The sequence below is a fragment of the Chryseobacterium sp. MA9 genome, from assembly GCF_024399315.1.
Lineage (GTDB): Bacteria > Bacteroidota > Bacteroidia > Flavobacteriales > Weeksellaceae > Chryseobacterium.
In genome coordinates, this window is sequence record NZ_CP075170.1 from 4,840,588 (window position 1) to 4,864,614 (window position 24,027).

Annotated in this window: 19 protein-coding genes; 13 read left to right on the plus strand and 6 right to left on the minus strand. The window is 35.3% G+C overall.

Annotated features, from left to right (window positions below):
• The first annotated feature begins 208 nt into the window (after window positions 1-208).
• Window positions 209-2,566, plus strand: coding sequence for a choice-of-anchor L domain-containing protein (locus tag KIK00_RS22130; protein WP_255814409.1), 2,358 nt, complete (start codon window positions 209-211; stop codon window positions 2,564-2,566).
• 130 nt (window positions 2,567-2,696) lie between these two features.
• Here the strand turns inward: KIK00_RS22130 and rsmA are convergent, their stop codons facing one another.
• Window positions 2,697-3,467, minus strand: a complete 771-nt coding sequence (gene rsmA, locus KIK00_RS22135) for a 16S rRNA (adenine(1518)-N(6)/adenine(1519)-N(6))-dimethyltransferase RsmA (RefSeq protein ID WP_255814410.1) — start codon at window positions 3,465-3,467, stop codon at window positions 2,697-2,699.
• Between the two features lie 91 nt (window positions 3,468-3,558).
• On the opposite strand from rsmA, the gene KIK00_RS22140 reads away from it, so the two are divergent.
• From KIK00_RS22140 to KIK00_RS22170, 7 genes are all read left to right on the plus strand, one after another.
• Window positions 3,559-4,458, plus strand: coding sequence for an ABC transporter permease (locus tag KIK00_RS22140; RefSeq protein ID WP_255814411.1), 900 nt, complete (start codon window positions 3,559-3,561; stop codon window positions 4,456-4,458).
• Between the two features lie 2 nt (window positions 4,459-4,460).
• Window positions 4,461-4,757, plus strand: coding sequence for a DUF3098 domain-containing protein (locus tag KIK00_RS22145; RefSeq protein WP_047376995.1), 297 nt, complete (start codon window positions 4,461-4,463; stop codon window positions 4,755-4,757).
• Window positions 4,758-4,870: 113 nt separating this feature from the next.
• Window positions 4,871-5,689 carry an undecaprenyl-diphosphate phosphatase gene (locus tag KIK00_RS22150; protein ID WP_255814412.1) on the plus strand — a complete coding sequence of 273 codons (819 nt, stop codon included), beginning with the start codon at window positions 4,871-4,873 and terminating at the stop codon, window positions 5,687-5,689.
• 24 nt (window positions 5,690-5,713) lie between these two features.
• Window positions 5,714-6,412 carry a tRNA pseudouridine(55) synthase TruB gene (gene truB, locus KIK00_RS22155; protein ID WP_255814413.1) on the plus strand — a complete coding sequence of 233 codons (699 nt, stop codon included), beginning with the start codon at window positions 5,714-5,716 and terminating at the stop codon, window positions 6,410-6,412.
• Window positions 6,409-6,987, plus strand: a complete 579-nt coding sequence (locus KIK00_RS22160) for a hypothetical protein (RefSeq protein WP_255814414.1) — start codon at window positions 6,409-6,411, stop codon at window positions 6,985-6,987. The genes truB and KIK00_RS22160 overlap by 4 nt, the downstream gene beginning before the upstream one ends.
• Window positions 6,987-7,709 (plus strand): 23S rRNA pseudouridine(2604) synthase RluF, encoded by a 723-nt coding sequence (rluF, locus tag KIK00_RS22165; RefSeq protein WP_255814415.1) that lies wholly within the window; start codon window positions 6,987-6,989, stop codon window positions 7,707-7,709. The genes KIK00_RS22160 and rluF overlap by 1 nt, the downstream gene beginning before the upstream one ends.
• A 167-nt stretch (window positions 7,710-7,876) precedes the next feature.
• Window positions 7,877-9,097 (plus strand): YncE family protein, encoded by a 1,221-nt coding sequence (locus KIK00_RS22170; RefSeq protein WP_255814416.1) that lies wholly within the window; start codon window positions 7,877-7,879, stop codon window positions 9,095-9,097.
• A gap of 84 nt (window positions 9,098-9,181) precedes the next feature.
• Here the strand turns inward: KIK00_RS22170 and KIK00_RS22175 are convergent, their stop codons facing one another.
• On the minus strand, window positions 9,182-10,444 hold the full coding sequence (locus tag KIK00_RS22175) for a helix-hairpin-helix domain-containing protein (RefSeq protein ID WP_255814417.1): 1,263 nt from the start codon (window positions 10,442-10,444) through the stop codon (window positions 9,182-9,184).
• Window positions 10,445-11,092: 648 nt separating this feature from the next.
• The gene (locus KIK00_RS22180; RefSeq protein WP_105683719.1) at window positions 11,093-11,437 is read right to left on the minus strand and encodes a MerR family transcriptional regulator; all 345 of its coding nucleotides are present in this window, start codon (window positions 11,435-11,437) and stop codon (window positions 11,093-11,095) included.
• Window positions 11,438-11,918: 481 nt separating this feature from the next.
• On the opposite strand from KIK00_RS22180, the gene KIK00_RS22185 reads away from it, so the two are divergent.
• The gene (locus tag KIK00_RS22185; protein WP_255814418.1) at window positions 11,919-12,359 is read left to right on the plus strand and encodes a hypothetical protein; all 441 of its coding nucleotides are present in this window, start codon (window positions 11,919-11,921) and stop codon (window positions 12,357-12,359) included.
• An 819-nt stretch (window positions 12,360-13,178) separates the two neighbouring features.
• Here the strand turns inward: KIK00_RS22185 and KIK00_RS22190 are convergent.
• The gene (locus KIK00_RS22190; RefSeq protein WP_047423629.1) at window positions 13,179-13,523 is read right to left on the minus strand and encodes a MerR family transcriptional regulator; all 345 of its coding nucleotides are present in this window, start codon (window positions 13,521-13,523) and stop codon (window positions 13,179-13,181) included.
• Between the two features lie 212 nt (window positions 13,524-13,735).
• Here KIK00_RS22190 and KIK00_RS22195 point away from each other — a divergent pair, with 212 nt between their 5' ends.
• A complete protein-coding gene (locus tag KIK00_RS22195) occupies window positions 13,736-14,620 on the plus strand; it encodes an AraC family transcriptional regulator (protein WP_255814419.1) in 885 nt (294 codons plus the stop codon).
• Window positions 14,621-14,792: 172 nt separating this feature from the next.
• On the opposite strand, the gene ccoG is transcribed toward KIK00_RS22195, so the two are convergent.
• Window positions 14,793-16,235 (minus strand): cytochrome c oxidase accessory protein CcoG, encoded by a 1,443-nt coding sequence (gene ccoG / locus KIK00_RS22200; RefSeq protein WP_255814420.1) that lies wholly within the window; start codon window positions 16,233-16,235, stop codon window positions 14,793-14,795.
• A gap of 257 nt (window positions 16,236-16,492) precedes the next feature.
• Here ccoG and KIK00_RS22205 point away from each other — a divergent pair, with 257 nt between their 5' ends.
• Window positions 16,493-17,386 carry an SMP-30/gluconolactonase/LRE family protein gene (locus KIK00_RS22205; protein WP_255814421.1) on the plus strand — a complete coding sequence of 298 codons (894 nt, stop codon included), beginning with the start codon at window positions 16,493-16,495 and terminating at the stop codon, window positions 17,384-17,386.
• Between the two features lie 90 nt (window positions 17,387-17,476).
• On the opposite strand, the gene KIK00_RS22210 is transcribed toward KIK00_RS22205, so the two are convergent.
• Window positions 17,477-18,784 (minus strand): DEAD/DEAH box helicase, encoded by a 1,308-nt coding sequence (locus KIK00_RS22210; RefSeq protein WP_255814422.1) that lies wholly within the window; start codon window positions 18,782-18,784, stop codon window positions 17,477-17,479.
• Window positions 18,785-19,182: 398 nt separating this feature from the next.
• Between KIK00_RS22210 and rpsA the strand changes: the two genes are divergently transcribed.
• Window positions 19,183-20,973, plus strand: coding sequence for a 30S ribosomal protein S1 (gene rpsA / locus KIK00_RS22215; protein WP_047376953.1), 1,791 nt, complete (start codon window positions 19,183-19,185; stop codon window positions 20,971-20,973).
• Between the two features lie 405 nt (window positions 20,974-21,378).
• Window positions 21,379-24,006 (plus strand): T9SS-dependent M36 family metallopeptidase, encoded by a 2,628-nt coding sequence (locus KIK00_RS22220; protein WP_255814423.1) that lies wholly within the window; start codon window positions 21,379-21,381, stop codon window positions 24,004-24,006.
• Window positions 24,007-24,027: the final 21 nt, after the last annotated feature.

A 24,027-nucleotide genomic window follows, 5' to 3' on the forward strand; every position in this document is an offset into this window, starting at 1 on the left:
TAAACGTTATCGTGTTTTGTGAATTATTTTAATTAGGGGATAAATATGTTAAAACAATTTGTAACACGATGCTATCACATTATTTATGAGGAATTGATTAACGAAAATTTGCCTTAAAAGGTTCATATATTGTTTTTTTATGGTAAAAAATACAAATATGTATGTAAGATATTTAAAAAAAAATTAAATTTGTTGAAACAAAAATATTATGAGAAGATATCTACCGCTTTGTTTATTTTTTTTAGTCATCTCGACTTTTTTATTTTCACAAGACCTGCCACCCAGGAAACAGGTAAAGGAAATTCCTACAGCATTATCCAGAAGGGCAGGAGTTTTCATTGATGTGAATGCTCCACAGTATCCTGAAACAAGTTACACGATAGAGAAGATGGTAAAAGATGTATTGATCTCATCAGGGACCAATACCTGCCTGACTCCGAATGTAAGTAATGTGAAGATCACTCCGAATCATGCTGCAAGTGATGCAAACAGAGCATGGGGGTATTTTCATAAAGCAACAACCAATTTCCCTTTTAAAGACGGGCTTATTCTTTCCACAGGTTACGCAAGAAGAGCTGGTAACAGTTTTGAAGGTGGACTGAGTGATATCAACGGTGGAGGATCAGATGCTGATCTTGCACAGGTGATTGGAGTAGTGGAAAGCAGATTGAATGACGCTGTTCTTTTGGAATTTGACTTCGTTCCTACGACAAGTCAGATTAAATTTAACTATTTGATTGCATCCGAAGAATACACAGGTTCATTTCCTTGTACCTTTGCAGATGCATTTGCGATCTTACTTAGACCTACTTCGGGCGGACCTTATGTGAATATGGCTGTGCTTCCCGGAGGTGCAGGACCTGTAAGTATTACCAATATTCACCCTGCAATCGGATCCAGCTGTGGAGCGGTAAATGAACAATATTTTGCCGGATATAACACAGGTAACGTGGAAACCAACTTTAACGGAAGAACAATTCCATTGACAGCTACGGCAACTGTAGTAGCAGGGCAGCAATACCACTTCAAAATGGTAATTGCCGATTATAGTGACCACAGTTATGACTCTGCAGTATTTCTGGAAGGAGGATCTTTCAATATTGGAGTAGACCTTTTAGACCCTGCAGGAACAAAATTACCTTCTGATATCAACGTTTGTGATAATGTACCTCAGGTAATCACCGCTTCTGTAAATGATCCTAACCTTGTATATCAGTGGTATTATAACGGTGCGCCGGTACCCAATGCTACTACCAACACAATTACAGCTATACAGCCGGGTACTTATACTATTGAAGTAAGTGTTCCGGGGAATCCATGTCCGGGTAAAGCTACTATTCAGATTCATGGAGGGACAACTCCACTGGCTCAGGATGCTTCATTGCTGCTTTGTACCACGCCGGATATTACCACTTTTGATTTAAGTACAATTACATCTACCATTAGCCCAACACCGGGAGCTATTTTTAAGTTCTACGTGAATCAGGCGGATGCAATAGCACAGAACAACAATTATATTCAGACTCCATTAAACTATAACGGTAATGATGGCCAGATTCTTTATGTTGTGGTTTCCAATGGTGGTTTCTGTAGTAAAATGGTTGAATTGAAATTACTGAAAGAAGTAACCCCAACTGCTAAAGTAAAAGCTTCCAGAATAAAAATCTGTCCGGGAGAATCTGTAACCCTTACTGCTGAAGGAGGAGATACTTACCAATGGAGCAACTTCATGGGAACAGGAAATATGCAGACTGTTACTTTATATCAGACAACAACATTTACTGTATATGCAATTGGAACAAAAGGTTGTAAATCTCTTAATCCGGCAACAATAAGAATCGAAGTTACTCCTGAAATCACTTCACCATTAAAAGATGTTGAAATGTGTATCGGTGATAAGGTGACTCTTGACGCAGGTGCGGGACAAGGTTATAAATATCTTTGGAGTACAGGTGCTACAACACAGAAAATTGATGTAGACCAATGGGGAATCTATTCCGTAGAAATTGACAACGGAATTTGTAAAAAAGTTTTTGAAGCTAAAGTAATGGGTGCAGCTACTCCTTTTGTGACTGGACTAAACTATGAAAGCATCAAGAAAACAGTAACAATCACGGCTGAAAATCCTCCGATGAACAATATGCCAAGTACTTTGGAATATTCTATTGACAACGGAATCAGCTGGCAGGATTCAAACGTGTTTACTAATCTTTTAGACAATACAAACTATACAGTTTTGGTAAGAAGAGTAGGTACACATTGTGTAGGATCGCTTGAATTCTTTACATTGCAGATCAACAACATTATTACTCCGAACGAAGACGGAATCAATGACGTATTGGATCTTAAAGCTCTTGGAGACTTTAAAAACTTTACAGGTTCTGTGTATGACAGATATGGAGTAGAGATGTTCAGATTCTCAAAAGAAAATCCTATCTGGGACGGAACAGTTGGAGGAAAGAGACTTCCTACAGCAACATACTGGTATAAGTTCAACTTTGAGTATCCAAGATCAAAAGCTCAGATGAACTGGTCAGGATGGATTATGCTGAAAAACAGAAACTAAAATTGATAATGTAATATAAAAGAAAGCCTTTCAAATTTATTTTGAAAGGCTTTCTGCTTTTTAGGAATAAAGGTGGTTATTATTAATCCAACAAAAAAGCTCCTGATAAAGGAGCTTTTATTATTGAAGTTTATTGATTTTCTTTCCAGAGATTGGCGAAGTGTATAAAATCTGCTACACTAAGTTCTTCAGCTCTTTTATCTAAAAATTCATGACCTTTTAAAGCCTCAGGAATATTTAGGGATTTCAATGCATTAGACAATTTTTTTCTTCTCTGGTTGAATCCTGTTTTTACAATCTGCTTAAAGAGAATTTCGTTGCCTGCAAGACCTTCCTTAGGATTTCGTGTAAGGCGGATCACTCCTGATTTTACTTTCGGTGGCGGATTGAAGACGTTCTCATGCACCGTAAACATGTAAGATACATCATAATAAGCCTGTATCAGAACAGAAAGAATACCGTAATCTTTAGTTCTCGGAACAGCGGCGGTTCTCTGAGCCACTTCTTTCTGGAACATTCCTACCATTTCCGGGATCAGTTGATAATGATCTACAATCTGAAACAAGATCTGAGAGGAGATATTATAGGGGAAATTACCAATGATGGCAATCTGATCATCTTTGATAAAACTGAAGTCCTGTTTCAGGAAATCTCCCACAAAAGTCTCTTCAGTAACCTTTGTATAATTTTTTTTCAGGTATTCGATAGACTCAGTATCGATCTCTGCAAGGTAAATGTTCTGATCTTTTTCAAGAAGATATTTGGTAAGAACTCCCATTCCGGGACCTACTTCCATAATATTATTATAGTTCTCAAAACTAAGACCTTCTACGATTTTTCTTGCGATGTTTTCATCTGTCAGGAAATGCTGTCCAAGATGTTTTTTTGCTTTTACACTCAAGGTTTTTTATGATTTTATTAACAATGATTTTCTTTATTTCGTCCCAAATTTCGGAAGTTTTTTTCTATTTTAGCCAAAAATTTTAATATTAATGGCTAAATCTGTAGATGAATTTAATAAGAAAAGGCTTCGGTCCAGCAATATTACAGTAGTGATAAGTATTGCCTTAGTGTTATTTTTGTTAGGATTAATGGGGCTTATTTTGATTAATGCCCAGAAATATTCTGACTATATCAAAGAACAGTTGGTGGTGAACGCCTACTTTGATGAAAATTATGATGCTAAAGACTCTGTAAAAATTGCAAAACTGGAGGAAGAAACTTTTAAAAAGGTACAGACTCTAGCTCCAGTAAAAAAAGCAACCTATATTTCAAGAGACATGGCTGCGAAAGAAGCCAAGAAAAGTATGGGAATTGACAGTGATGCATTGTTTGAAGAAAATATTTTCCCTTCTTCTATTGAAGTTGCTTTAAAACCGGAATTTGTAGATCCAGCAAAAATTGATGAAGCTATTAAAGAGATCAAATCAGTTCCAGGGATTATCGATGTTAAAAATGACAGTACTTTGATGGTGGATGTTTACAATAACCTGAGCAGAATCTTAAAGTGGATCTTAGGATTTTCAATTCTGTTTTTGATATTGGCGGTTGTATTGATCAACAACTCCATCCGTCTGAAAATATTCTCGAAGAGATTTATTATTAAAACAATGCAGTTGGTAGGAGCGAAAAGAAGATTTATTCTTAAGCCTTTCATCATTGAAGCTATAATTTTAGGAGCTATTGGTTCTGTAATTGGTCTTATTGCTTTAGGTGGTGTCTGGTATTATTTCACAAGCCAGATTGGTTCCGCTTTCGTACAAGACAACAACCAATATTTCTGGTTAGTGATCTTAGTACTGGGAGTAGGAGTTTTTATCTCTGTCTTAAGTACAATTTTCGCTACATGGAGGTTCTTAAAATCAAACGTTGACGATTTATACTACTCTTAACAATGAGCAAAAAAACAAATAAATTTTCCGCTTCAGACTTTGGACATGAAGCTGAAGTACCACAGGAAAATGCTTTCTATTTCGGACCGCAGAATTTCAAGTGGATGCTGATAGGACTGGCATTTATTGTCGTAGGATTTCTACTGATGATGGGCCCGGATGCCAATACGGTAGACGGTAAATTTGACCCGAACTCATGGAATGATGATATCTTTTCTATGAGAAGAATCAGAATAGCACCTCTGTTTGTTGTTATAGGATTTGTAATAGAAGTATACGCTATCTTAAAAAGAAAATAAATAAAATAATTTTATTTAAGGATTAAAAAATTTAAGAATTGAAAGATGTAAGCCAATGAGCCGGTCTTTTTAATTCTTAAATCTTTTAATCTTTTTAATTTTTTAAAAGGAATATGGATTTAATCAAAGCAATTATTATTGCCATCGTAGAAGGTTTGACAGAATATCTTCCGATTTCTTCTACTGCACACATGGGATTTACAGCCAACCTTATGGGGCTTGAAGAAACAGAATTTTTAAAAATGTTTCAGGTATCCATTCAGTTTGGAGCCATTTTATCGGTGGTAGTGGCATACTGGAAAAAGTTTTTTGACTTAAATAATATTCAGTTTTATTTTAAACTTGCTTTTGCTGTAGTTCCTGCACTGGTTTTAGGGTATTTATTCGATGATAAAATTGAAGCAGTACTTGGAAATCAGATCGCTATTTCTTCAGTTTTGGTTTTAGGAGGTATTGTTTTACTGTTTGCTGACAAATGGTTTAAAAATCCTACAATTGATGATGAAAAAGGAATTACCATAAGAAAAGCAGTCACTATTGGTTTCTGGCAGTGTCTCGCGATGATGCCGGGTACGAGCCGTAGTGCGGCTTCTATTATTGGAGGAATGACACAGGGACTTACCAGAAAAGCTGCGGCAGAATTTTCTTTCTTTCTAGCTGTACCTACGATGCTGGCAGTAACTGTGTATTCAGTTTTTGTTAAAACCTGGGGAAAAGAAACGCCAAACCCACAGAAAGGATATGAAATGATTATGGCCTCACAGAATCACATTATGATCTTTGTGATAGGAAATATTGTGGCTTTTATCGTAGCACTTATTGCCATCAAAGCATTCATTGGAGTGCTTAATAAATACGGATTCAAACCTTGGGGCTGGTACCGTATTTTTGTTGGAATTGCTCTGTTGATTTACTTTTATTTCTTTAAATAAGAAATTACTCATTTATACCCATTCATGACTGCTGAAGAACTGAAATCAGGATACGTTTTTTTATTGGATAAGCCTTTGGACTGGACTTCCTTCCAGGCTGTCAATAAAATGAAATACAAACTTAAAAGGGAATTTGATCTTCCTAAAAAATTTAAAATCGGGCATGCCGGGACCTTAGATCCCAGAGCTACAGGGCTTCTTATTGTCTGCTGCGGAAAGTTCACCAAGAAAATTCCTGAGATCCAGGATGCTCCTAAAGAATACTGGACAGAGATTAAGATTGGTGTACAGACTGAATCATATGATACCGAAAAACCTGAAATTCTTCATCAGGACATTGCTCACATTTCTGAAGAACAGGTACAAGAAGCTCTTGAAAAGTTTGTTGGAGAAATTGAACAGAAACCACCCATTTATTCAGCCATTAAAATTGATGGTGAAAGAGCTTACAATCTTGCAAGAGCTGGGGAAGACGTGGAAATGAAGGCCAGAAAAACGACTATTCATTACATTAAAGATATTAAAATAGATTTTCCTTTAGTAAGCTTCATGGTAGGCTGTTCAAAAGGAACTTATATCAGAAGTCTTGCACATGATATCGGACAGGAATTGGGAGTGGGAGCCTATCTGACTCAGTTAAGACGCACCAAAATCGGTGACTATGCTATTGAAAATGCTACAGATCAGTTCTTAAATAACGAGTACAGATTTGAAAGTCTATGAAAATAAAACTATCCCTTTTCTTATTGGTCTTTGTTTTTGTCAAAGCGTTTTCTCAGGATATGGAGACTGGAAAATCAAAAATGGATTTTTATTTCAATCCTTCTCTTAATGTAGGGTTTAATATTAATAAGAAAAATCAAACCAACAATTCGCAGTATATTGAGAAGAGATCTTCATTAGGAAATCTTACTTATGGTATCACTGCTATCGGAGGATATAATTTTCTTCCTAACTTTGCCGTAGGAACCGGATTCAAATACAGCTTTATACAGGATAATTATCATTTGATCTATTGGATTATTCAACCTAAGATTATTTTTTCTCCCGGAGAACGGCCTTTTTATATAGACATTAATTATGGAAAGCAGCTTAATCATTCTGCTATTTCAGATACAGAGTTTTGGGGTGGAAGATTGGGAATGCAGGTTTCCTATTCAAAAAGATTAAGTCAGGAAGGAGGAATTGTTTTTGAATCACATAAATTGAAGGATGGCGCTGATGGATTTTTTATAGGACTAAGCTATGGAATTACAATTTTCAGCAATAAAAATTATACCGGCTACGGAAAAGACTAATGGAAAAGACACGTATCAATAAATATTTATCAGAAGTAGGATACTGCTCAAGAAGAGCAGCAGATAAACTTTTAGAAGAAGGCAGGATTAAAATAAACGGAAAAATTCCGGAGATGGGAACAAAAGTTTCCGATGAAGATCTTGTAGAGGTAGATGGAAAGCCTATCAGAGAACCTCAGGAAAAGCCGGTATATATCATTTTTAATAAACCTGTAGGAATTGTATGTACTACAGATACGAAACGTGAAAAAAATAATATTGTAGATTATATCAACCACCCGAAAAGAATTTTTCCTATCGGAAGATTAGATAAACCAAGTGAGGGACTGATCTTACTTACAAGTGATGGTGATATCGTTAATAAAATTCTGAGAGCCCGCAACAATCACGAGAAAGAATATATAGTTCGTGTAGATAAGCCGATCAATCCGAGATTTTTGGAAAAAATGCGAAATGGAGTTCCTATTCTGGATACTGTTACAAAAAAATGTGAGGTAGAAAAGATTGATGATATGAATTTCAGAATTGTTCTTACCCAGGGACTCAACAGGCAAATCCGGAGAATGTGCGAATACCTCGGATATGAAGTCAAAAAACTGAAGCGAATCCGTATCATGAACATCAAACTAGACCTCCCGATTGGAAAATGGAGAGATCTTACAGATGATGAACTGAATGCACTGAATTCTATGCTTACAGATTCCAGTAAAACATTCGACTAAAACTTATACTATACTATAACGGTTTCCCTCTATTTTCCAGTATCAATTGCTGGAAATACTAATGAATTATTTTTATTTCATAATTTTTCACATATTGGTGTAATATATTTTATTTTTCACAAGAAATATATTATATTTATAACAATAACACTTATAACCTGAAAATCATGAAATTAAAATTTATTGCAGCCCTTTTATTTGTGACTTTAATAACTTTTACCAGTTGTCTAAATGAGCACGATCCGGATCATTCAAATGATTCTTCCTTTTATATTGATTATAGAAGCTTAAAAGGATTACCAGACGGAATTGCCGTTATAGAACTCGATCCTGAAGCCCCGAATTTTGGAAATATCAGCAGCAGGCTTGAATTGGGTGTTGGTGTATTACCACATCATATTTATTATAATCAAAACGCAAAAAAAATGTTCACTACTGCTTTGGGTGGCAGTTATCTCTATGAGATAAAAACGGGAAAAGATCAAAATGGGCTGCCAAAATTAATTGATTCAACGCCTATTGATACTGGTGAGAATACAGTAGGAGAAAATTTATTTTTCACAAATGACGGAAGATATTTTATGACCTTTATGGGGGGAGCAGGAGGTCCGAAGGATGGCAGTATAGGTGTTTTTAACGCTAATAATAATCAGCTTATCAAAACTATTAAGGCACCCATTCAGACTAATCCCAATCAATTTATAATGTATCCGCACGGTATTTCAGTTAATGAAGAAAAAGGATTAATGATGGTAACCTCAACCATTCACCCGGATCTTACTACCGGATTGGGAAATACCTGTACTTTATTAGATCTCAATACCTATGAGATAAAGGAGACGTATCAGGTAGCAGACTCTCCAACAGATATGTCAGCTCCTGTTGAGGTTTTACTGCTGCGTGGAAAATTTCCGCAATATGCACTTTCTACAACAATGATTGGGGGTGATATCTGGATTGCTCCATACAATACTACAACCAAAAAATATGATGCTTTTACTAAGCTTTTTGACGGGAGTACACAAGGATTAGGCTGGGCTCTTGAAATGTATATTGATGATTCAAACAAATTGTATGTGAGTTTTGCAGATCCTGGAAAAGTACTTGTCTTTGATTTAAGTAATCTTCCCCAGCTAAAACTTTTGAAGACTTTTGATGCTGATAAAGGAGCACATCATATGGCTTTCTTTAAAACTAAATCGGGAAAAGATGTTGTAGCGGTACAAAATAATTTATTGGATCTCCCCAACTTAAATTCCGGAACCATTAGCGTAATTGATATCAATACAGGAAAAACCTTAGGTACAGTTGATTTACGTAACCGCTATGGAATACTGCCAGAATCAATTGAGGGAACCAATGGCCCAAGCAATTATATGCATCATTAAAAATTATAATAGTGTTTCACATAATCAACTATTCCAAAAATAATCTTTTGGAATAGTTGATGTTAATTTTTGTCTGGACTGAAGTTATTTTATATATAATCTCATTCTTTCCTCATATTCAGGTTTCAGTTTTAAAAGTTTCCATATTTTTCTGTCATCAGAATTACTGATACGGTAGAAAATGATTTTGTCTGCTGAGTATTTGAAATAAGGATGATTTTTAAGCCATTCTTCTGGAGCATCCACTAATGAATATCTGGGTACATCTGAAGTATTCAACGGTGCTGTTGAAATCAGCTTTTGAACAAGATTCTGATCAATATTGTAAGTACTTAAAATCTGTTGCTTATTGATAAAGCCTCCCAGCTTTTTTCTGAAGCCAATAATAGAACCGGCGCTTCTTTCATCCAGACCAAATTCTATAAGCTGTCTGAAAGTAATGGTGTTGAGATCTGTTTTTGAAAAATCAGTTTTTTCCTGCTGCTTTTCCTGGAGTTTGATATAAGGTTTCATTTCCTGAAATTTCTCAGCAGAAATCACAAAACATTTCTGCAGATCTTCCAGACTTTTAAAGCTTCCCCGTAGATTTCTGTCCCGGTAATTAATGATGGTAATGGCTTGCTTTTCTGAAAATCCAAAGGCTTTCCAACCCTCCTGGCCCAGTTGATTAGGATCAAAAGAATGGTATTGAATCTTGGTTTTGACCGCATTGTTCTTTGCGAAATTCTTGAAAGTTTCGGGAGTTTTTGCAGGTAAAAGCAAATAAGGTTCAAGCTTGCTGTAATTTTCCGGAGAAATGATAAAACATTCTTTAAACTTCTCCTTGCTGATAAAGCTTCCTCCCAGATAATTTCTGTATTTTAAAATAGCTTCTGCCTGTCTCTCACTGAAACCCATTTTAAGCCAATCATTAGCAGAAAACCGATCAGGATTGAATTTCCCTGCAATGATAATTTCTTTCTTTCCATACGTATTGAATCCTTTTGAATTTCCTCTTTCTGTTATTTCAGGAAGTAAAATGAATGATTCCAATTCACTGAATTTCTCGTCAGAAATAACGTAACATTTTTTCAACTGTTCTTTTGATGTGAATTTCCCTCCAACAATATCTTTATACTTGAGAATTGTAGCAGTCTGCTTCTCTGAAAACCCAAGTTTCTGCCATTGATCTTTGTCCAGTGTATTGGGATCAAAATCTGATAGATCTGCAGAATACGAAGGAGCTGTAATGAACTTTACGTCAGGAAAAGGTTCTTTTTCCCGGCTGGTGTATTTCTGGTAGGCTAATAAAATAGTCAGCAATGTGACCATAAATGCCAATTTCTGGTAATAGTTTTTTCTCATCATGAAGTAAAAATATCAATAAAAATAAAGTATGTCAATGGTTGATAATGAAATGATTAAAGATGATGTGCAGATTGTACTTAATGCTTAAAAAGTAATCAGAAATATCAGTTTTTATATAATATAATTTCGTAATTGAACCTGAATGTTCTGATTAAGGTTTATATGTTTTTTGTTTTAAAAAAGCCCTTGTACATCCTTATCAAAATACCATGAACCACTTTATAAACAACCTCCAGCCACTTATAATGTACCTCTAACCACTATAGTAAGTTTCTCGAGTCCCTTTATCAAGTGGCTGGAGCAACTTCAGAACATCCTCCATCTATTTCATTAACGGCCTCCAGACCGTTCTATAAGTACCTTTACCCACTTATCCTAGTGGCTGGAGACGGTTATTAAACACCCTTTAGTCCCTTATATAACAGGGTATATCCCCTTACTCAAGGGGGTAGAGGGGGCTGGTGAAGGGGGTAGAAAAAGTAAAACGATTAGCGGTCATGTTTTTTATTGATAGCCTGCCAGGCTTTCCATAACTATAGAAAAAAGCATTTCTTCTTGGAAGCTTATCCAGATTTGATGAGTAGTAGAGAGTATCAACAAAAAATCCACTGCAGTAAATGCAGTGGATTTTAATATATTGTATAAAACTTACTCACCATCTCTTTCACCCAAAGACTCTTTCAGCTTAATAAGCTCAGCTTTTACAAATTCAAGCCGGTCGATAAGGGTGATGGTTTCGGAGATTTTACTGTTTGTGGTCAGTGCGATGCGGGCTCCGTCTAAGGTATAGCCTTTTTCTTTTACCAGATGGTAGATCATCTGAAGGTTTTTAATATCTTCAGGGGTGAAATACCGGTTTCCTTTTCTGTTTTTTTTAGGCTTGATAATCGGGAATTCCTGTTCCCAGTAACGTATTAATGAAGTGTTTACATCGAATGCTTTTGCCACTTCTCCTATAGAATAATACAGTTTATCAGGTAAATTTATTTTCATTTTACAACTCCTAAACCTAAAAGATAAAAATTTTTTAAAGTTTAATCCAAAATATATTGTAAAAAGTGCGGTCATACTTTGTTTCAAAGGAATTTAGGGGTCTAAATTCATCATTCAAGAACAAACGTTTGTAGTAGATATAAAGGACGTGATAGAATAAACAAAAAACCACTGTAATAGCAGTGGTTTTTATTTTCTTTCTTCCAAAACTATTATATTTATTAATCTAAACATTATCTTGGAAATGTAAGGATAAGACAATTACGCACGAAATTGCTCATACCTTTGGTGCAGAACATATCTGGGAGCCAAACTCAAGGGTGGAAAGTACTCCTGCCAATATTAACAATAGGATGAATTCATATGAAAATCCAACTCCTACAATGAAAAGATTAGGTATGGAATTTAATAAAAATCAGATACAGAAGATGGAAGAAACTGTTAAAGCTAACTTATTTAGATTACCAAAAAATAAAAAATAATGAAAATAATATTTTTTTTAATAATTGTTTTACTGACCAACAATAGTTGCTCCGCACAAAATAATATTGATTTTTATTATCAAGATAAAACGAAAGCAACAGAAACAGATAGTACGGCATATAAATCTTATTTGGAAAATATTCAAAAAGAATTTCTTAAAAAAGATGACGAAGTTTTATTGTCTTTTAATAATGCTGCTTTTATTGACGATGTTATTACTATAAATGGTAAAAGGTATAATTTTCAAAATTATACCTGTGGATATACACAAATTAGAGTTCTTAAAAGAGATGAAAAGATTAAAATTACATCTAGGAAAAAAGAAGAGATGAATTTTAAGCTAAAAAAAGGAATTGATTATATTATTATTAATGGAGGATTTGATAATAAATGGAGTGTTACATTTTCAGAATTTTTTCCAGCAATGAATTGTTTATAAGTAATCTTTGATAGTATAGATTGTAATCCCCGCTGGCCCGAGAGTTTCGCTCGTGTTAACGAATACAACAAAAACCACTGTTTGTGCAGTGGTTTTGTTCATTTTTATTAGAGCTTTATACCTTAAGAAGCTCTTTATTTGTTAGGTAATTTTCATTCATTTAAAAAATATCCAGGAAAATATCTCTGCCATACTTATTAAATTGTCGGGAACTATTTTATAAACTGTCTTCAGTGGCTTCGGAGGTGCCTTCGACCATTACAGTAAGTCTCTTTAGCTGCTCATTAATTTGCTATAACCATTTCGTACATCGTCTCAAGCTATTTAAGAGATGTCTTCAAACACTATTGTAAATATCTCCGGCCACTATATCAAATAGGTATAACTATTTGATAAACAACCTCCAGCCACTTAGAAAGTACCTCTAACCACTATAGTAAGTATCTTCAACCCCTTTATCACGTGGCTGGAGCCTCTTCAGAACAGCCTCCAACTACTTCATTAACGGTCTCCAGACCGTTCTATAAGTCCCTTTACCCATTTATCAAAGTGGCTGAAAACCGTTAATGAACACCCTTTAGCCCCTTATATAACAGGGTATATCCCCTTACTCAAGGGGGTAGAGGGGGCTGGTGAAGGGGGTAGAAAAAGTAAAACGATTAGCGGTCATGTTTTTTATTAATAGGCTGCCAGGTTTTCCATAACTATAGAAAAAAACATTTCTTCCTGGAAGCTTATCCAGATTTGATGAGTAGTAGAGAGTATCAACAAAAAATCCACTGCAGTAAATGCAGTGGATTTTAATATATTGTATAAAACTTACTCACCATCTCTTTCTCCCAAAGACTCTTTCAGCTTAATAAGCTCAGCTTTTACAAATTCAAGCCGGTCGATAAGGGTGATGGTTTCGGAGATTTTACTGTTTGTGGTCAGTGCGATGCGGGCTCCGTCTAAGGTATAGCCTTTTTCTTTTACCAGATGGTAGATCATCTGAAGGTTTTTGATATCTTCAGGAGTGAAATATCGGTTACCTTTCCTGTTTTTTTTAGGCTTGATAATAGGGAATTCCTGTTCCCAGTAACGTATTAGTGAGGTGTTTACATCGAATGCTTTTGCCACTTCTCCTATAGAATAATACAGTTTATCAGCTAAATTTATTTTCATTTTACGGCTCCTAAACCTCAAAGATAAAAATTTTTTAAAGTTTCATCCAAAATATATTGTAAAAAGTGCGGTCAGACTTTGTTTCAAAGGAAATTTATAGCAGTAAAATCATTATAAATAATACATATTTGTTATAACAGAATAGTAAGAACACTATATGCCAGTTCTTTTTTATCTAAATTTGTGAATCTTTACAAGGCATATAAATATAAATGATGAATCCTATCTCTGTTCTTCATATCAACCTTTTCCAGGCAGGTAAAAACACTTCAGATTTTTATTTTAACACAATGAAGAATCATTTGGTGGTAGGACATCGTCATATAGAAAAGCCTCACAGACATGACTTTTATGCGGCTGTTCTTTTTACCAAAGGAGTAGGAATACATGAGATCGATTTCCAAAAATATGACGTTTCTGAGGGAAGCCTTTTCTTTCTGTCACCTGGGCAAATTCACAGCTGGGAACTTTCGGAAGATATAGAAGGTTATATTTTCTTTTGTTCTCAGGAATTTTATGAAATGCATTATGTGAATCAGAAGCTGAGGAATTTTCCTTTTTTCGGATCTGTGTCTTTTCCGAGGAAACTTCAGTTGGACGCTCTGGAGCTGAAGAAGAATATTAGGTTATTTCAGGAACTTGGAGAAGAACATCAGGCTAAAAATATAATGAAAGAAGGTCTTATTTTGTCATTAATGTCTCAGATCTTCATTAATTCTACCCGATTATTTTCCAGAGATTTTGACACACAGGATTCTGCCGCCGGACTTTCTTACTTTAAACATTATCAGGATTTCGAAAATCTGATTGAACAGCATTTTGCAGAACATAAATCGATTGCCTATTATGCTTCTTTATTAGGAATTTCATCCAAACATCTGAATAGAATTGTACAGACTGTTGTCCAAAAAACAGCTACAGATATTATTACAGAAAGAGTAGTGCTGGAAGCCAAAAGAATGTTGATGTACCTAGATGAAAGTCTGGTTGAAATTGCTTTCAGATTAGGATATGAAGAATATTCCTACTTTGTAAGAGTATTCCGGAAAAGCTCCGGAATGACTCCCACTCAGTTTATGAGAAAATATAAGGCTTAATGAGTGTGAAATTTAAAGTTTAAGACTCACGGTTTAAGGTTTAAAGTTTAGGTGAGAGATTATTATAAACCACCCCGTCAAAAATTCTTTGAATTTTCGCCACCCCTCCAGAGGAGGGGAATTAGGGAAATATCAACTACTATTCTTATCCCTTCAACCTATCATCTGCAACCTAAAGTGCTAGCTTAAAAGGTCCTTCAAAAGTTGTTTCAAAAGAATCTACCAGTTTTCCTTTCTCATCAAACACCCCGATGATCATATTTTGTTTTGAAAATTTAATCTCATCTTCAGGGAAGGAAATGTTGATGTTTCCTTTCAGGATCTGGTCTCCTTTCAAGATGATTTTTTCAGAACCGAAATACGTGATTTCAGCATTTGATGGGGTGATAACTTTGATGTTTAACGTCTTCTTTTCATTAGATTTATTCAGAAGCGTATAAATAAAGGTGTTGGTGATCTTGCCGTTTTTAACAAAAAATGTAGAGCCAGCTGGTTTGATGAATTTCGCTTCCATAGAGCCGCGGTCGTACATTAAAAATCCAAGAAATCCGATCAGCAATGCCAGAATAACGGTCGTCGCTTTCATTCTCGGAGTAAATCTGAACTTCTCACTGTTTTCAATTTCTGATTCTGTGGCATAACGAACCAATCCTTTAGGTAAACCTACTTTTTCCATTACTTCATCACAGGCATCAATACAGGCTGTACAGTTCACACACTCCAATTGCTGTCCGTTTCTGATGTCGATTCCTGTAGGACAGACAACAACGCATTGGTTACAATCTATACAATCTCCCTTACCTGCCGCTTTTCTGTCTTCATTATTTCTCCATTTTGAACGACCTTCCCCTCTTTTAAAATCGTAATATACGTTGATTGTCTGTTTATCAATTAAAACACCCTGAAGCCTTCCGTAAGGACAAACCAGGGTACATACCTGCTCACGAAGCCATGCAAAAACAAAATAGAAAGTCATCGTGAAAAAGATCATTGTAATGAACTTTAAAGGATGTTCTGAAGGTCCTTCCAGCATAATCTGGAAAACCTGTTCATAGCCTACAATATACATAAACATGAAAGTAGAGATGATCAGAGAAATCAAAATAAATACGGACCATTTTGTAAGTCTCTTTCTGATTTTTTCAGCATCCCATTCCTGTCTGTCGAGTTTCATCTGTTTATTTCGGTCTCCTTCAATCCAATATTCTATTTTACGGAAAACCATTTCCATAAAAAGGGTTTGAGGGCAAAGCCAGCCACAGAATATTCTTCCGAAAACTACCGTAAATAGCATTACAAAAATGACGGAAGTTACCGCTCCCAATGCAAGGATAAAAAAGTCCTGAAGATAGAAAGGCTGTCCAAGGATAAAGAATTTCCTGTCAATAACATTGATGAGCAGAAAAGGATTATTATTGATCTTTACAAAAGGCAGTCCGAAAAATAAGGCAAGAAGAAGGTAGCTGGTGTAATTCCTGTAATTGGTGTATTTTCCTTTAGGCTTTCTTGGGAATATCCACTTCCTTTTTCCGGTTTCATCCATTGTTCCCACTGAATTTCGGAAATCTTCATTTTCAATTTCTAAAGATTTGATATTGTTGGACTCTGCGCTCATTGTTGTATGCTATAAAAGTATTTTGGTACTATTTTCAACAGGATAACCCTCTTTTTTTGAATTGATTTTTTATTGAAAAAAAGTGATCAATCCTGTTACTGCAAAGCTCCGGATTATATTCTTTCACTACTAATATGATCTACTTAAAAAATAGGACAATTAGGACATTGGGTGTTTGTTATTTTTATTGTATCAAAGCGAGAAAATATTTTGAAACCTGTAGGTCATATTGTAAATTGCAGGTTTAAAAATGAAGTATGAAGAATATCTTGAAAATAAGCATGATTGGTTTGGTTTTCGCATTGGTAAACTGCCAATCAGTAAATTATAGTAAAATGTTTTATGAAGGAGTAAAGCCGGAAATGGTTTCAGATACGTTCAGTTTCACAGAAGGACCATCAGCAGATAAAGAGGGGAATGTTTATTTTACCGATCAACCCAATGATAAGATCTATTATTGGGACTGGAAAAGCAATAAGGTAATAGAGTTTTTAGACAAGACGGGAAGAGCAAACGGAACGCACTTTGACAAAGACGGGTATTTGATTACCTGCTCAGATGATCAGGGAGAAATCTGGAAAATTTCCAAAGACAAAAAAGTGGAAATTCTGCTTAAAGGCTTTGAAGGAAAAAGATTGAACGGTCCCAATGATGTATGGAATGATGAAGCCGGAGGAATGTACTTTACAGATCCATTGTATGAAAGAGATTACTGGATCGGTTTTAAACAGGAACTGCCACACAAAAGCCTTTATTATAGAGATAAATCAGGGAAAGTTACCAAGCTGGATACATTTATCCAGCCTAATGGAATTGTAGGCAGTGAAAAACTGAAAAAATTATACCTTTCTGATATTGATGCCGGGAAAACTTATGTATATGACATATTGGGTGAAGGCAAACTGTCTGAAAAAAAACTTTTCTGTGAAATGGGATCAGACGGAATGGAGCTGGATAAGCATGGAAACCTTTATCTTACAGGAGATGGAGTACATGTGTTTAACCGTTCCGGAAAGAAAATTTACCATATTCCTATTCCCGAAAAATGGACTTCCAATGTAACCTTTGGTGGAGAAAATAATGATATACTCTTCATTACTGCTTCAAAATCTGTATATACTTTTCCTACCAGAGTAAGAGGAATAAAATAAATAAAAAGAAATGTCATTGTGAGAAGTATTGCTTCGTTGCTATACTCCTCGCAATGACATATTATTGTTAATCTAAATGGGATCAAAGCTTTAATAAGCAACTTCCATTTTCACTTTTTTTCCTTTCAGTTTTTCGTTCTGAAGCTTTCTTAAAACAGCATTTACTTTACTTCTGGAAACAGCAACATAGGAAGTCGTATCTTTTACTTCAATCAAACCGATATCTTCTTTCTGAAGCTCTCCTTTTTTGATAAGATATCCCACAACATCCACTTTGTTGACCTTATCTTTTTTTCCGGCACTGATATAAATAGTCTGGAAAGGTGTTTTTTCCGGAACTTTAGTAAATCCGGCAACACTTTCTTCAGGGGTATTGCTTTTAATGAATGGAAAGTTTTCTTCCTCTGTCATGATGAGGTATACAAAACCTTTGGCATTCATTCTTGCGGTACGTCCGTTTCTATGAATGAAAGCATCTTCTTTTGGAGGAAGCTGATAGTGTACAATAGATTCTACCTCCGGAACATCAAGTCCACGGGCAGCAAGATCAGTTGTAATAAGAATTCTTGCAGAATCATTTCTGAATTTCAGCAACGCACGTTCTCTTTCATCCTGCTCCATACCGCCATGGAAGGTTTCCCTGTCGATTCCCATCTGGTTAAGAAGCTCGGAGATTCTGTCAACAGCCTCTCGGTGATTACAGAAAATAAGAGTCCTTTTATTGCCTATTTTGCAGATTAAATTAAACAAAGTGTCAAGCTTTTCCTCAGAAATTGTCATTACTTTTCGTAATTGGATATCTGGTTTTATTTCACTTAGCTTTAAAAAATCGATGGTTTTTTCATTTTTTAACCCCGTAAACGTTGGAATTTCATCCATCGCTGTAGCTGAAGTTAAAATTCTTTGTGAAAGACCTTTTAATGAACCTGCAATAAACTCCATATCTTCATGAAAGCCAAGCTCCAGAGCTTTGTCGAATTCATCAAGAACGAGTGTTTTAATCGTTTTCGGATCAAAGTTATTATTTCTCACATGGTAAGCAACCCTTCCTGGAGTTCCTATTAAAACCGCAGGAGCTTCAATTAAATTGTTAACCTCTATTTTTTTATCATGTCCGCCATAACAAACAGAAACTTTAAAATCTGTTCCCATAGCTTTAAAAACCTGCTCAATCTGTAAAGCAAGTTCTCTGGCCGGAACCAATATCAATGCCTGAACTCCCTGAACATTTTTTTTCAGATTCCGAAGAACCGGGAATAAAAAAGCAAGAGTCTTTCCAGATCCTGTAGGAGAGAGTAAAACAATGTCTGTATTGTTTTCAGACGCATTATAAGTAGATTTCTGCATCTGATTCATATCCTGAATCTGCAGTTTCTGGTAGATTGATTGTAGTTCCATGGTGCAAAGGTAGTGAAATAGTTGGTGGTTGTTGGCCGATTGTTGCCTGTTCTTCACCATGTCATTTGAACAGAGTGAATCGTAGTGAAGAATTCCATATATAGATTATCTTCCTGTTCTTATTATAAAAAAGATAACTAAGTTTTTCTGAACCATCTGATCTTCAATTTTTAATTCCTTTAATCTTTTAATAGTAAATATTGACATTCAGTTGTTTAGCGATAATATTTGTAAAGGTAAATGTGTTGTTTGTTTTAAATAAAATTCTTATCTTTGCACCCACTTTTGTGGCGAAAAGGTTTGATGGGTAAATTACTTAAAATTAATTACTTCCGTATTTTTTAATCCGCATTTATTCAAACCGTTAAAAAAGAAGGAATACAAATTTTTATTAGAAAATGTCAAAAGAGACAAATTCAGCAGAGGTTTTATTAAACCAAAACGTAGCACCAGAACAATTTGATTGGGATTCTTTCGAATCAGGTCTTGATGCAGATGCGAGAAAAGAAAAAAGCGATTTAGAAGAAATCTATAACGGATCTCTTAACAGCCTAAACGATAATGACGTTTTAGTTGGTAGAGTTGTAAGATTAACTGACAAAGAAGCTATCGTAGACATCAACTTCAAATCTGAAGGTGTTATTTCTCTTAACGAATTCCGTTACAACCAAGGCCTAAAAGTAGGTGATGAGGTAGAAGTAATGGTTGACAAGAGAGAAGACAAAACTGGTCAGTTACAATTATCTCACAGAAAAGCTAGAACGCTTAAAGCTTGGGATAAAGTAAACGAACTTCACGAAACTGGAGAAATCGTTAACGGTTTTGTTAAATCAAGAACTAAAGGTGGTATGATCGTTGACGTTCACGGAATCGAAGCATTCTTACCTGGTTCTCAAATTGACGTTAAGCCAATTAAAGATTACGATCAGTTCGTAGGAAAAACTATGGAGTTCAAAGTTGTGAAAATCAACCCTGAGTTCAAAAACGTAGTTGTATCTCACAAAGCATTGATCGAAGCAGATATCGAAGGTCAGAAAAAAGAAATCATCGCTCAGCTTGAAAAAGGTCAGGTTCTTGAAGGTACTGTTAAGAATATTACTTCTTACGGTGTATTCATTGACTTAGGAGGTGTTGATGGATTGATCCACATTACAGACCTTTCTTGGTCTAGAGTGAACCACCCATCTGAAATCCTAGAGGACGGACAGACTGTGAAAGTTGTAATCCTTGATTTCGATGATGAGAAAACAAGAATCCAATTAGGTATGAAGCAATTAGAAGCTCATCCTTGGGATGCTCTTTCTGCTGACTTGAAAGTAGGTGACAAAGTAAAAGGAAAAGTAGTAGTTCTTGCTGACTATGGTGCATTCGTAGAAATCGCTCCAGGTGTAGAAGGATTAATCCACGTTTCTGAAATGTCTTGGTCTACTCACTTAAGATCTGCTGGAGATTTCGTAAAAGTAGGTGATGAAGTAGAAGCTGAAGTATTAACTTTAGATAGAGAAGAAAGAAAAATTTCTCTTGGTATTAAGCAATTGTCTAAAGATCCATGGGAAAACATCGAAGCTAAGTATCCAGTAGGATCTCAGCATGTAGGAACTGTAAGAAACTTCACTAACTTTGGTGTATTCGTTGAGTTAGAAGAAGGTATCGACGGATTAATCTACATCTCTGATCTTTCTTGGACTAAGAAAATCAAGCACCCATCTGAGTTCTGTGCAGTAGGTGATAAATTAGACGTTGTAGTTCTTGAATTAGATATCCAAGCTAGAAGATTATCTCTAGGTCACAAGCAATTGACTGAAAACCCATGGGATAAATTCGAAACTAAATATGCTGAAGGAACTATCCACGCTGGTAAGGCTGTAGAAGTTCACGATAAAGGAGCTTCTGTTCAATTCGAAGATGCTGAAGTAGAAGCATTCTGCCCTTCAAGATTATTAGAGAAAGAAGATGGATCTAAAATCAAAAAAGGTGAAGATGCTCAATTCAAAGTAATCGAATTCAACAAAGAATTCAAGAGAGTAGTAGTATCTCACACAGGTATCTTCAGAGATGAAGAGAAGAAAAACGTAAAAGAATCTTCTTCTAGAAACGTATCTTCTTCTTCAAACAACGAAGAAAGATCTACTCTTGGAGACATCGATGCATTAGCAGAGTTGAAAAGAAAAATGGAAGAAGGTAAATAATCTTTGAACCATTCATACATAAGGAGCCGCTCGTTTGAGTGGCTTTTTTTATATCCATATGAATAGATGGATAATATCCGGTATAAAAAAAGAATAGTATCGTTTTTTTTATTGTTAGAAACGAAAATTTTCAAAAAAACATTAAAAATTAATGACTATTAACTAATGAGAAGATTCATTAATTGGTGATTTTATTTAATGAAATAATTACATCAAAAATATATAAAAGCGTGATAAATATAACGTGGTAGGCATATATTTATGATGAGGTTCTCTTTATTGAGAAATATGTAAAATAGTTTATGTTTAATTTATTTGTTTGTATTGTTTTATTTTTAAATTTTGATTAAAAAAAATAGTAATAATTTGTGAATTATTTGTAGATTAGCGGCTTTAATAATGGATATGAAAAATAAAGCTCTACCTCTTTTGTTTGCAGTATTTTCTGCATTTCCAACAGTATTGTTTGGACAGGATAATGAAAAACTGATTAAAGATTATATTTCTCAAAATAAAATAAGGGAATATAAAAAATCTGATCTTAATAATATCATTGTTGATAATGTAGATCCGTCAAAATCATTGAATGGTAATGTTGTTAAATTTTTACAGACATATAACGGGTTACCGATATACAGCTCTGTAGGAACAGCATTGATTAAAGACAGTAAAATTGTTTATTATACAGATAATTTTGTAAAAGACTATACTGCATCTACATCGAGCACAGCTGTTATTAATAAAAATACAGCTCTTCAAAAGATTGCTGAAGACCTGAAAAACCCTGATATTGCAAATTTTACGATTCTTGAATATCTTGAAAAGACTCAAAAAAAAGCCACATCAGCCAATCAAAGACTTGTATATACCAATGACGAGAACGGAAACCTGCGTTTGGCCTATGAATATACCTTAACGGAACCAAAGACTCCGAATTACTGGAATATTTTAGTAGATGCTAACAATGGAAATATCCTGTTAAAAAATAACCTGACTTTATCTTGTAATTTCCATCATGATGCTTATAGCTCAGATGCTGAGTACAGCCATGCTGATCATTTTGAAAATACCCTAATGGGGCCTCAAAATAATGTAGTACAGAATAACATTCCATTACTTTTACCGGATAATGCATCCTATAATGTATTTCCATTGCCAATTGAAGCACCTACTTTTGGTTCAAGATCAATCATTACTAATCCTTGGATCCTGAGTGCTTCTCCTGAAGGATGGCATTCTGACGGAACTAATCATTATACTGTTACAAGAGGAAATAATGTTTTTGCCTATGAAGATGTGGCAGGAACGGCTTTAACTGCACCTGATTATCTTACAGGAGCTCCGGCAGACGGAGGAGCGACAAGAAATTTTGATTTTCCTTTTAATATCAATGAAACTCCGGCAAATAACAGGAATGCTGCCATTACGAATTTATTTTATCTGAATAATAGAATTCATGATGTTTTCTACAAATTTGGATTTACAGAATCTGCCAGAAACTTCCAGCAGAACAATTTTGGTAATGGACCTGTAGGAGGAGATGATGATTCTGTATATGCAGAGGCCCAGGATGGCAGCGGATTAAATAATGCCAATTTCTCTTCAGGACAGGATGGTTATAATGGTAAAATGCAGATGTACCTTTGGTCTCCAGTTGGAAGGGTGTTTTACTATAATGCACCTACTGCAGCTGTTTCCCGTACACCGGGAGCAGGAACTGCGCAGTTTGGTAATCCACTACCTATGAGCGGTATTACAGGAGATGTAGCACTTTCATCAGTTTTGGATGGTTGTACAGCTTTGCCTGCTAGTTCATTGACTAATAAAATAGGACTGGTTGAAAGAGGGACATGTTCTTTTGCTGTTAAAGTGAAAAACCTTCAGGATGCCGGAGCTAAAGCCGCGATTGTTTATAACAACGCAGCAAATGGGGCTACAATAGGTAATATGGCGGGTAATGATCCGACAATTACTATTCCTTCGGTACTTATTAACAATGCAGAAGGAGAATATATTAAAACTCAGATGGCAGCAAGTACTACTGTAAATGTTACCTTAAAAGGAAATATGACTCCTGATGGAAGTTTTGATAACGGAATCGTAACTCATGAATATGGCCACGGAATATCCAACAGAATGACAGGTACAGGATACAACTGTCTGAATGCAGGAGTGAGCAAAGAACAGATGGGAGAAGGATGGTCTGATTTCTTCGCCTTAATGTTGACTAATAAAGCTGGAGACAATGCTACTGTAGCAAGAGGTACAGGTACTTATGCAATAGGACAGGCAATAACAGGTGCTGGTATCAGACCTGCAAAATATTCAACAAGTCTTGCTGTTAATGGATTTACATATGGAGATACCAATGGAATGGAATACAATAACGGATCAGCAGTTGTTCCGGATGTACACTCTATTGGTTTCGTTTGGGCTACTATGCTATGGGATCTTCATTGGAAATATGTTGAAAAATACGGTTACTCTTCAGATGTATTATCTACAACTCCTAACGGAAGTACAAAAGTATTACAACTGGTAACAGATGCTCTGAAACTTCAGGGATGCAACCCTAGCTTTATTGATGGAAGAAATGCAATATTAGCTGCAGAATTAGCAACAACTGGAGGTGTTGACAAATGTATGATCTGGGGAGTTTTCGCAAGAAGAGGTTTAGGTGTGAATGCTTCAGCAGGGGTTAAAAATAATATTAATGACCAGATTCAGGACTTTAATGTACCAGAACAATGTTTATTAGCTACAAATGAAGTGAATGGTGATAAGAACAAGAATATTTCTATCTATCCAAACCCGGCTAAAGATGAGTTTTATATCAACTTCCCAAGCAATACCCTTGGAAAAGTAAGTGTAGAACTTTATGATATGTCTGGTAAACTGGTTTCTTCTGAAGATAAAATCTCACCGGATGCTAAGAAAGCAATTTCTACAAGCAATTTGGTAAACGGAACTTATATGGTTAAAATCAAAGGACTTGGTTTTGAAGCAGCTTCAAAAGTAATGGTTAAAAAATAATTTACTTATAATTAATTTCAA

Excerpts from the sequence above, each read along its gene's own strand:
- KIK00_RS22130 (WP_255814409.1), top strand. The coding sequence starts at position 209 with ATGAGAAGATATCTACCGCTTTGTTTATTTTTTTTAGTCATCTCGACT.
- KIK00_RS22140 (WP_255814411.1), top strand. The coding sequence starts at position 3,559 with ATGGCTAAATCTGTAGATGAATTTAATAAGAAAAGGCTTCGGTCCAGC.
- KIK00_RS22145 (WP_047376995.1), top strand. The coding sequence starts at position 4,461 with ATGAGCAAAAAAACAAATAAATTTTCCGCTTCAGACTTTGGACATGAA.
- KIK00_RS22150 (WP_255814412.1), top strand. The coding sequence starts at position 4,871 with ATGGATTTAATCAAAGCAATTATTATTGCCATCGTAGAAGGTTTGACA.
- truB (WP_255814413.1), top strand. The coding sequence starts at position 5,714 with ATGACTGCTGAAGAACTGAAATCAGGATACGTTTTTTTATTGGATAAG.
- KIK00_RS22160 (WP_255814414.1), top strand. The coding sequence starts at position 6,409 with ATGAAAATAAAACTATCCCTTTTCTTATTGGTCTTTGTTTTTGTCAAA.
- rluF (WP_255814415.1), top strand. The coding sequence starts at position 6,987 with ATGGAAAAGACACGTATCAATAAATATTTATCAGAAGTAGGATACTGC.
- KIK00_RS22170 (WP_255814416.1), top strand. The coding sequence starts at position 7,877 with ATGAAATTAAAATTTATTGCAGCCCTTTTATTTGTGACTTTAATAACT.
- KIK00_RS22175 (WP_255814417.1), bottom strand. The coding sequence starts at position 10,444 with ATGATGAGAAAAAACTATTACCAGAAATTGGCATTTATGGTCACATTG.
- KIK00_RS22180 (WP_105683719.1), bottom strand. The coding sequence starts at position 11,437 with ATGAAAATAAATTTACCTGATAAACTGTATTATTCTATAGGAGAAGTG.
- KIK00_RS22185 (WP_255814418.1), top strand. The coding sequence starts at position 11,919 with ATGAAAATAATATTTTTTTTAATAATTGTTTTACTGACCAACAATAGT.
- KIK00_RS22190 (WP_047423629.1), bottom strand. The coding sequence starts at position 13,523 with ATGAAAATAAATTTAGCTGATAAACTGTATTATTCTATAGGAGAAGTG.
- KIK00_RS22195 (WP_255814419.1), top strand. The coding sequence starts at position 13,736 with ATGATGAATCCTATCTCTGTTCTTCATATCAACCTTTTCCAGGCAGGT.
- ccoG (WP_255814420.1), bottom strand. The coding sequence starts at position 16,235 with ATGAGCGCAGAGTCCAACAATATCAAATCTTTAGAAATTGAAAATGAA.
- KIK00_RS22205 (WP_255814421.1), top strand. The coding sequence starts at position 16,493 with ATGAAGAATATCTTGAAAATAAGCATGATTGGTTTGGTTTTCGCATTG.
- KIK00_RS22210 (WP_255814422.1), bottom strand. The coding sequence starts at position 18,784 with ATGGAACTACAATCAATCTACCAGAAACTGCAGATTCAGGATATGAAT.
- rpsA (WP_047376953.1), top strand. The coding sequence starts at position 19,183 with ATGTCAAAAGAGACAAATTCAGCAGAGGTTTTATTAAACCAAAACGTA.
- KIK00_RS22220 (WP_255814423.1), top strand. The coding sequence starts at position 21,379 with ATGAAAAATAAAGCTCTACCTCTTTTGTTTGCAGTATTTTCTGCATTT.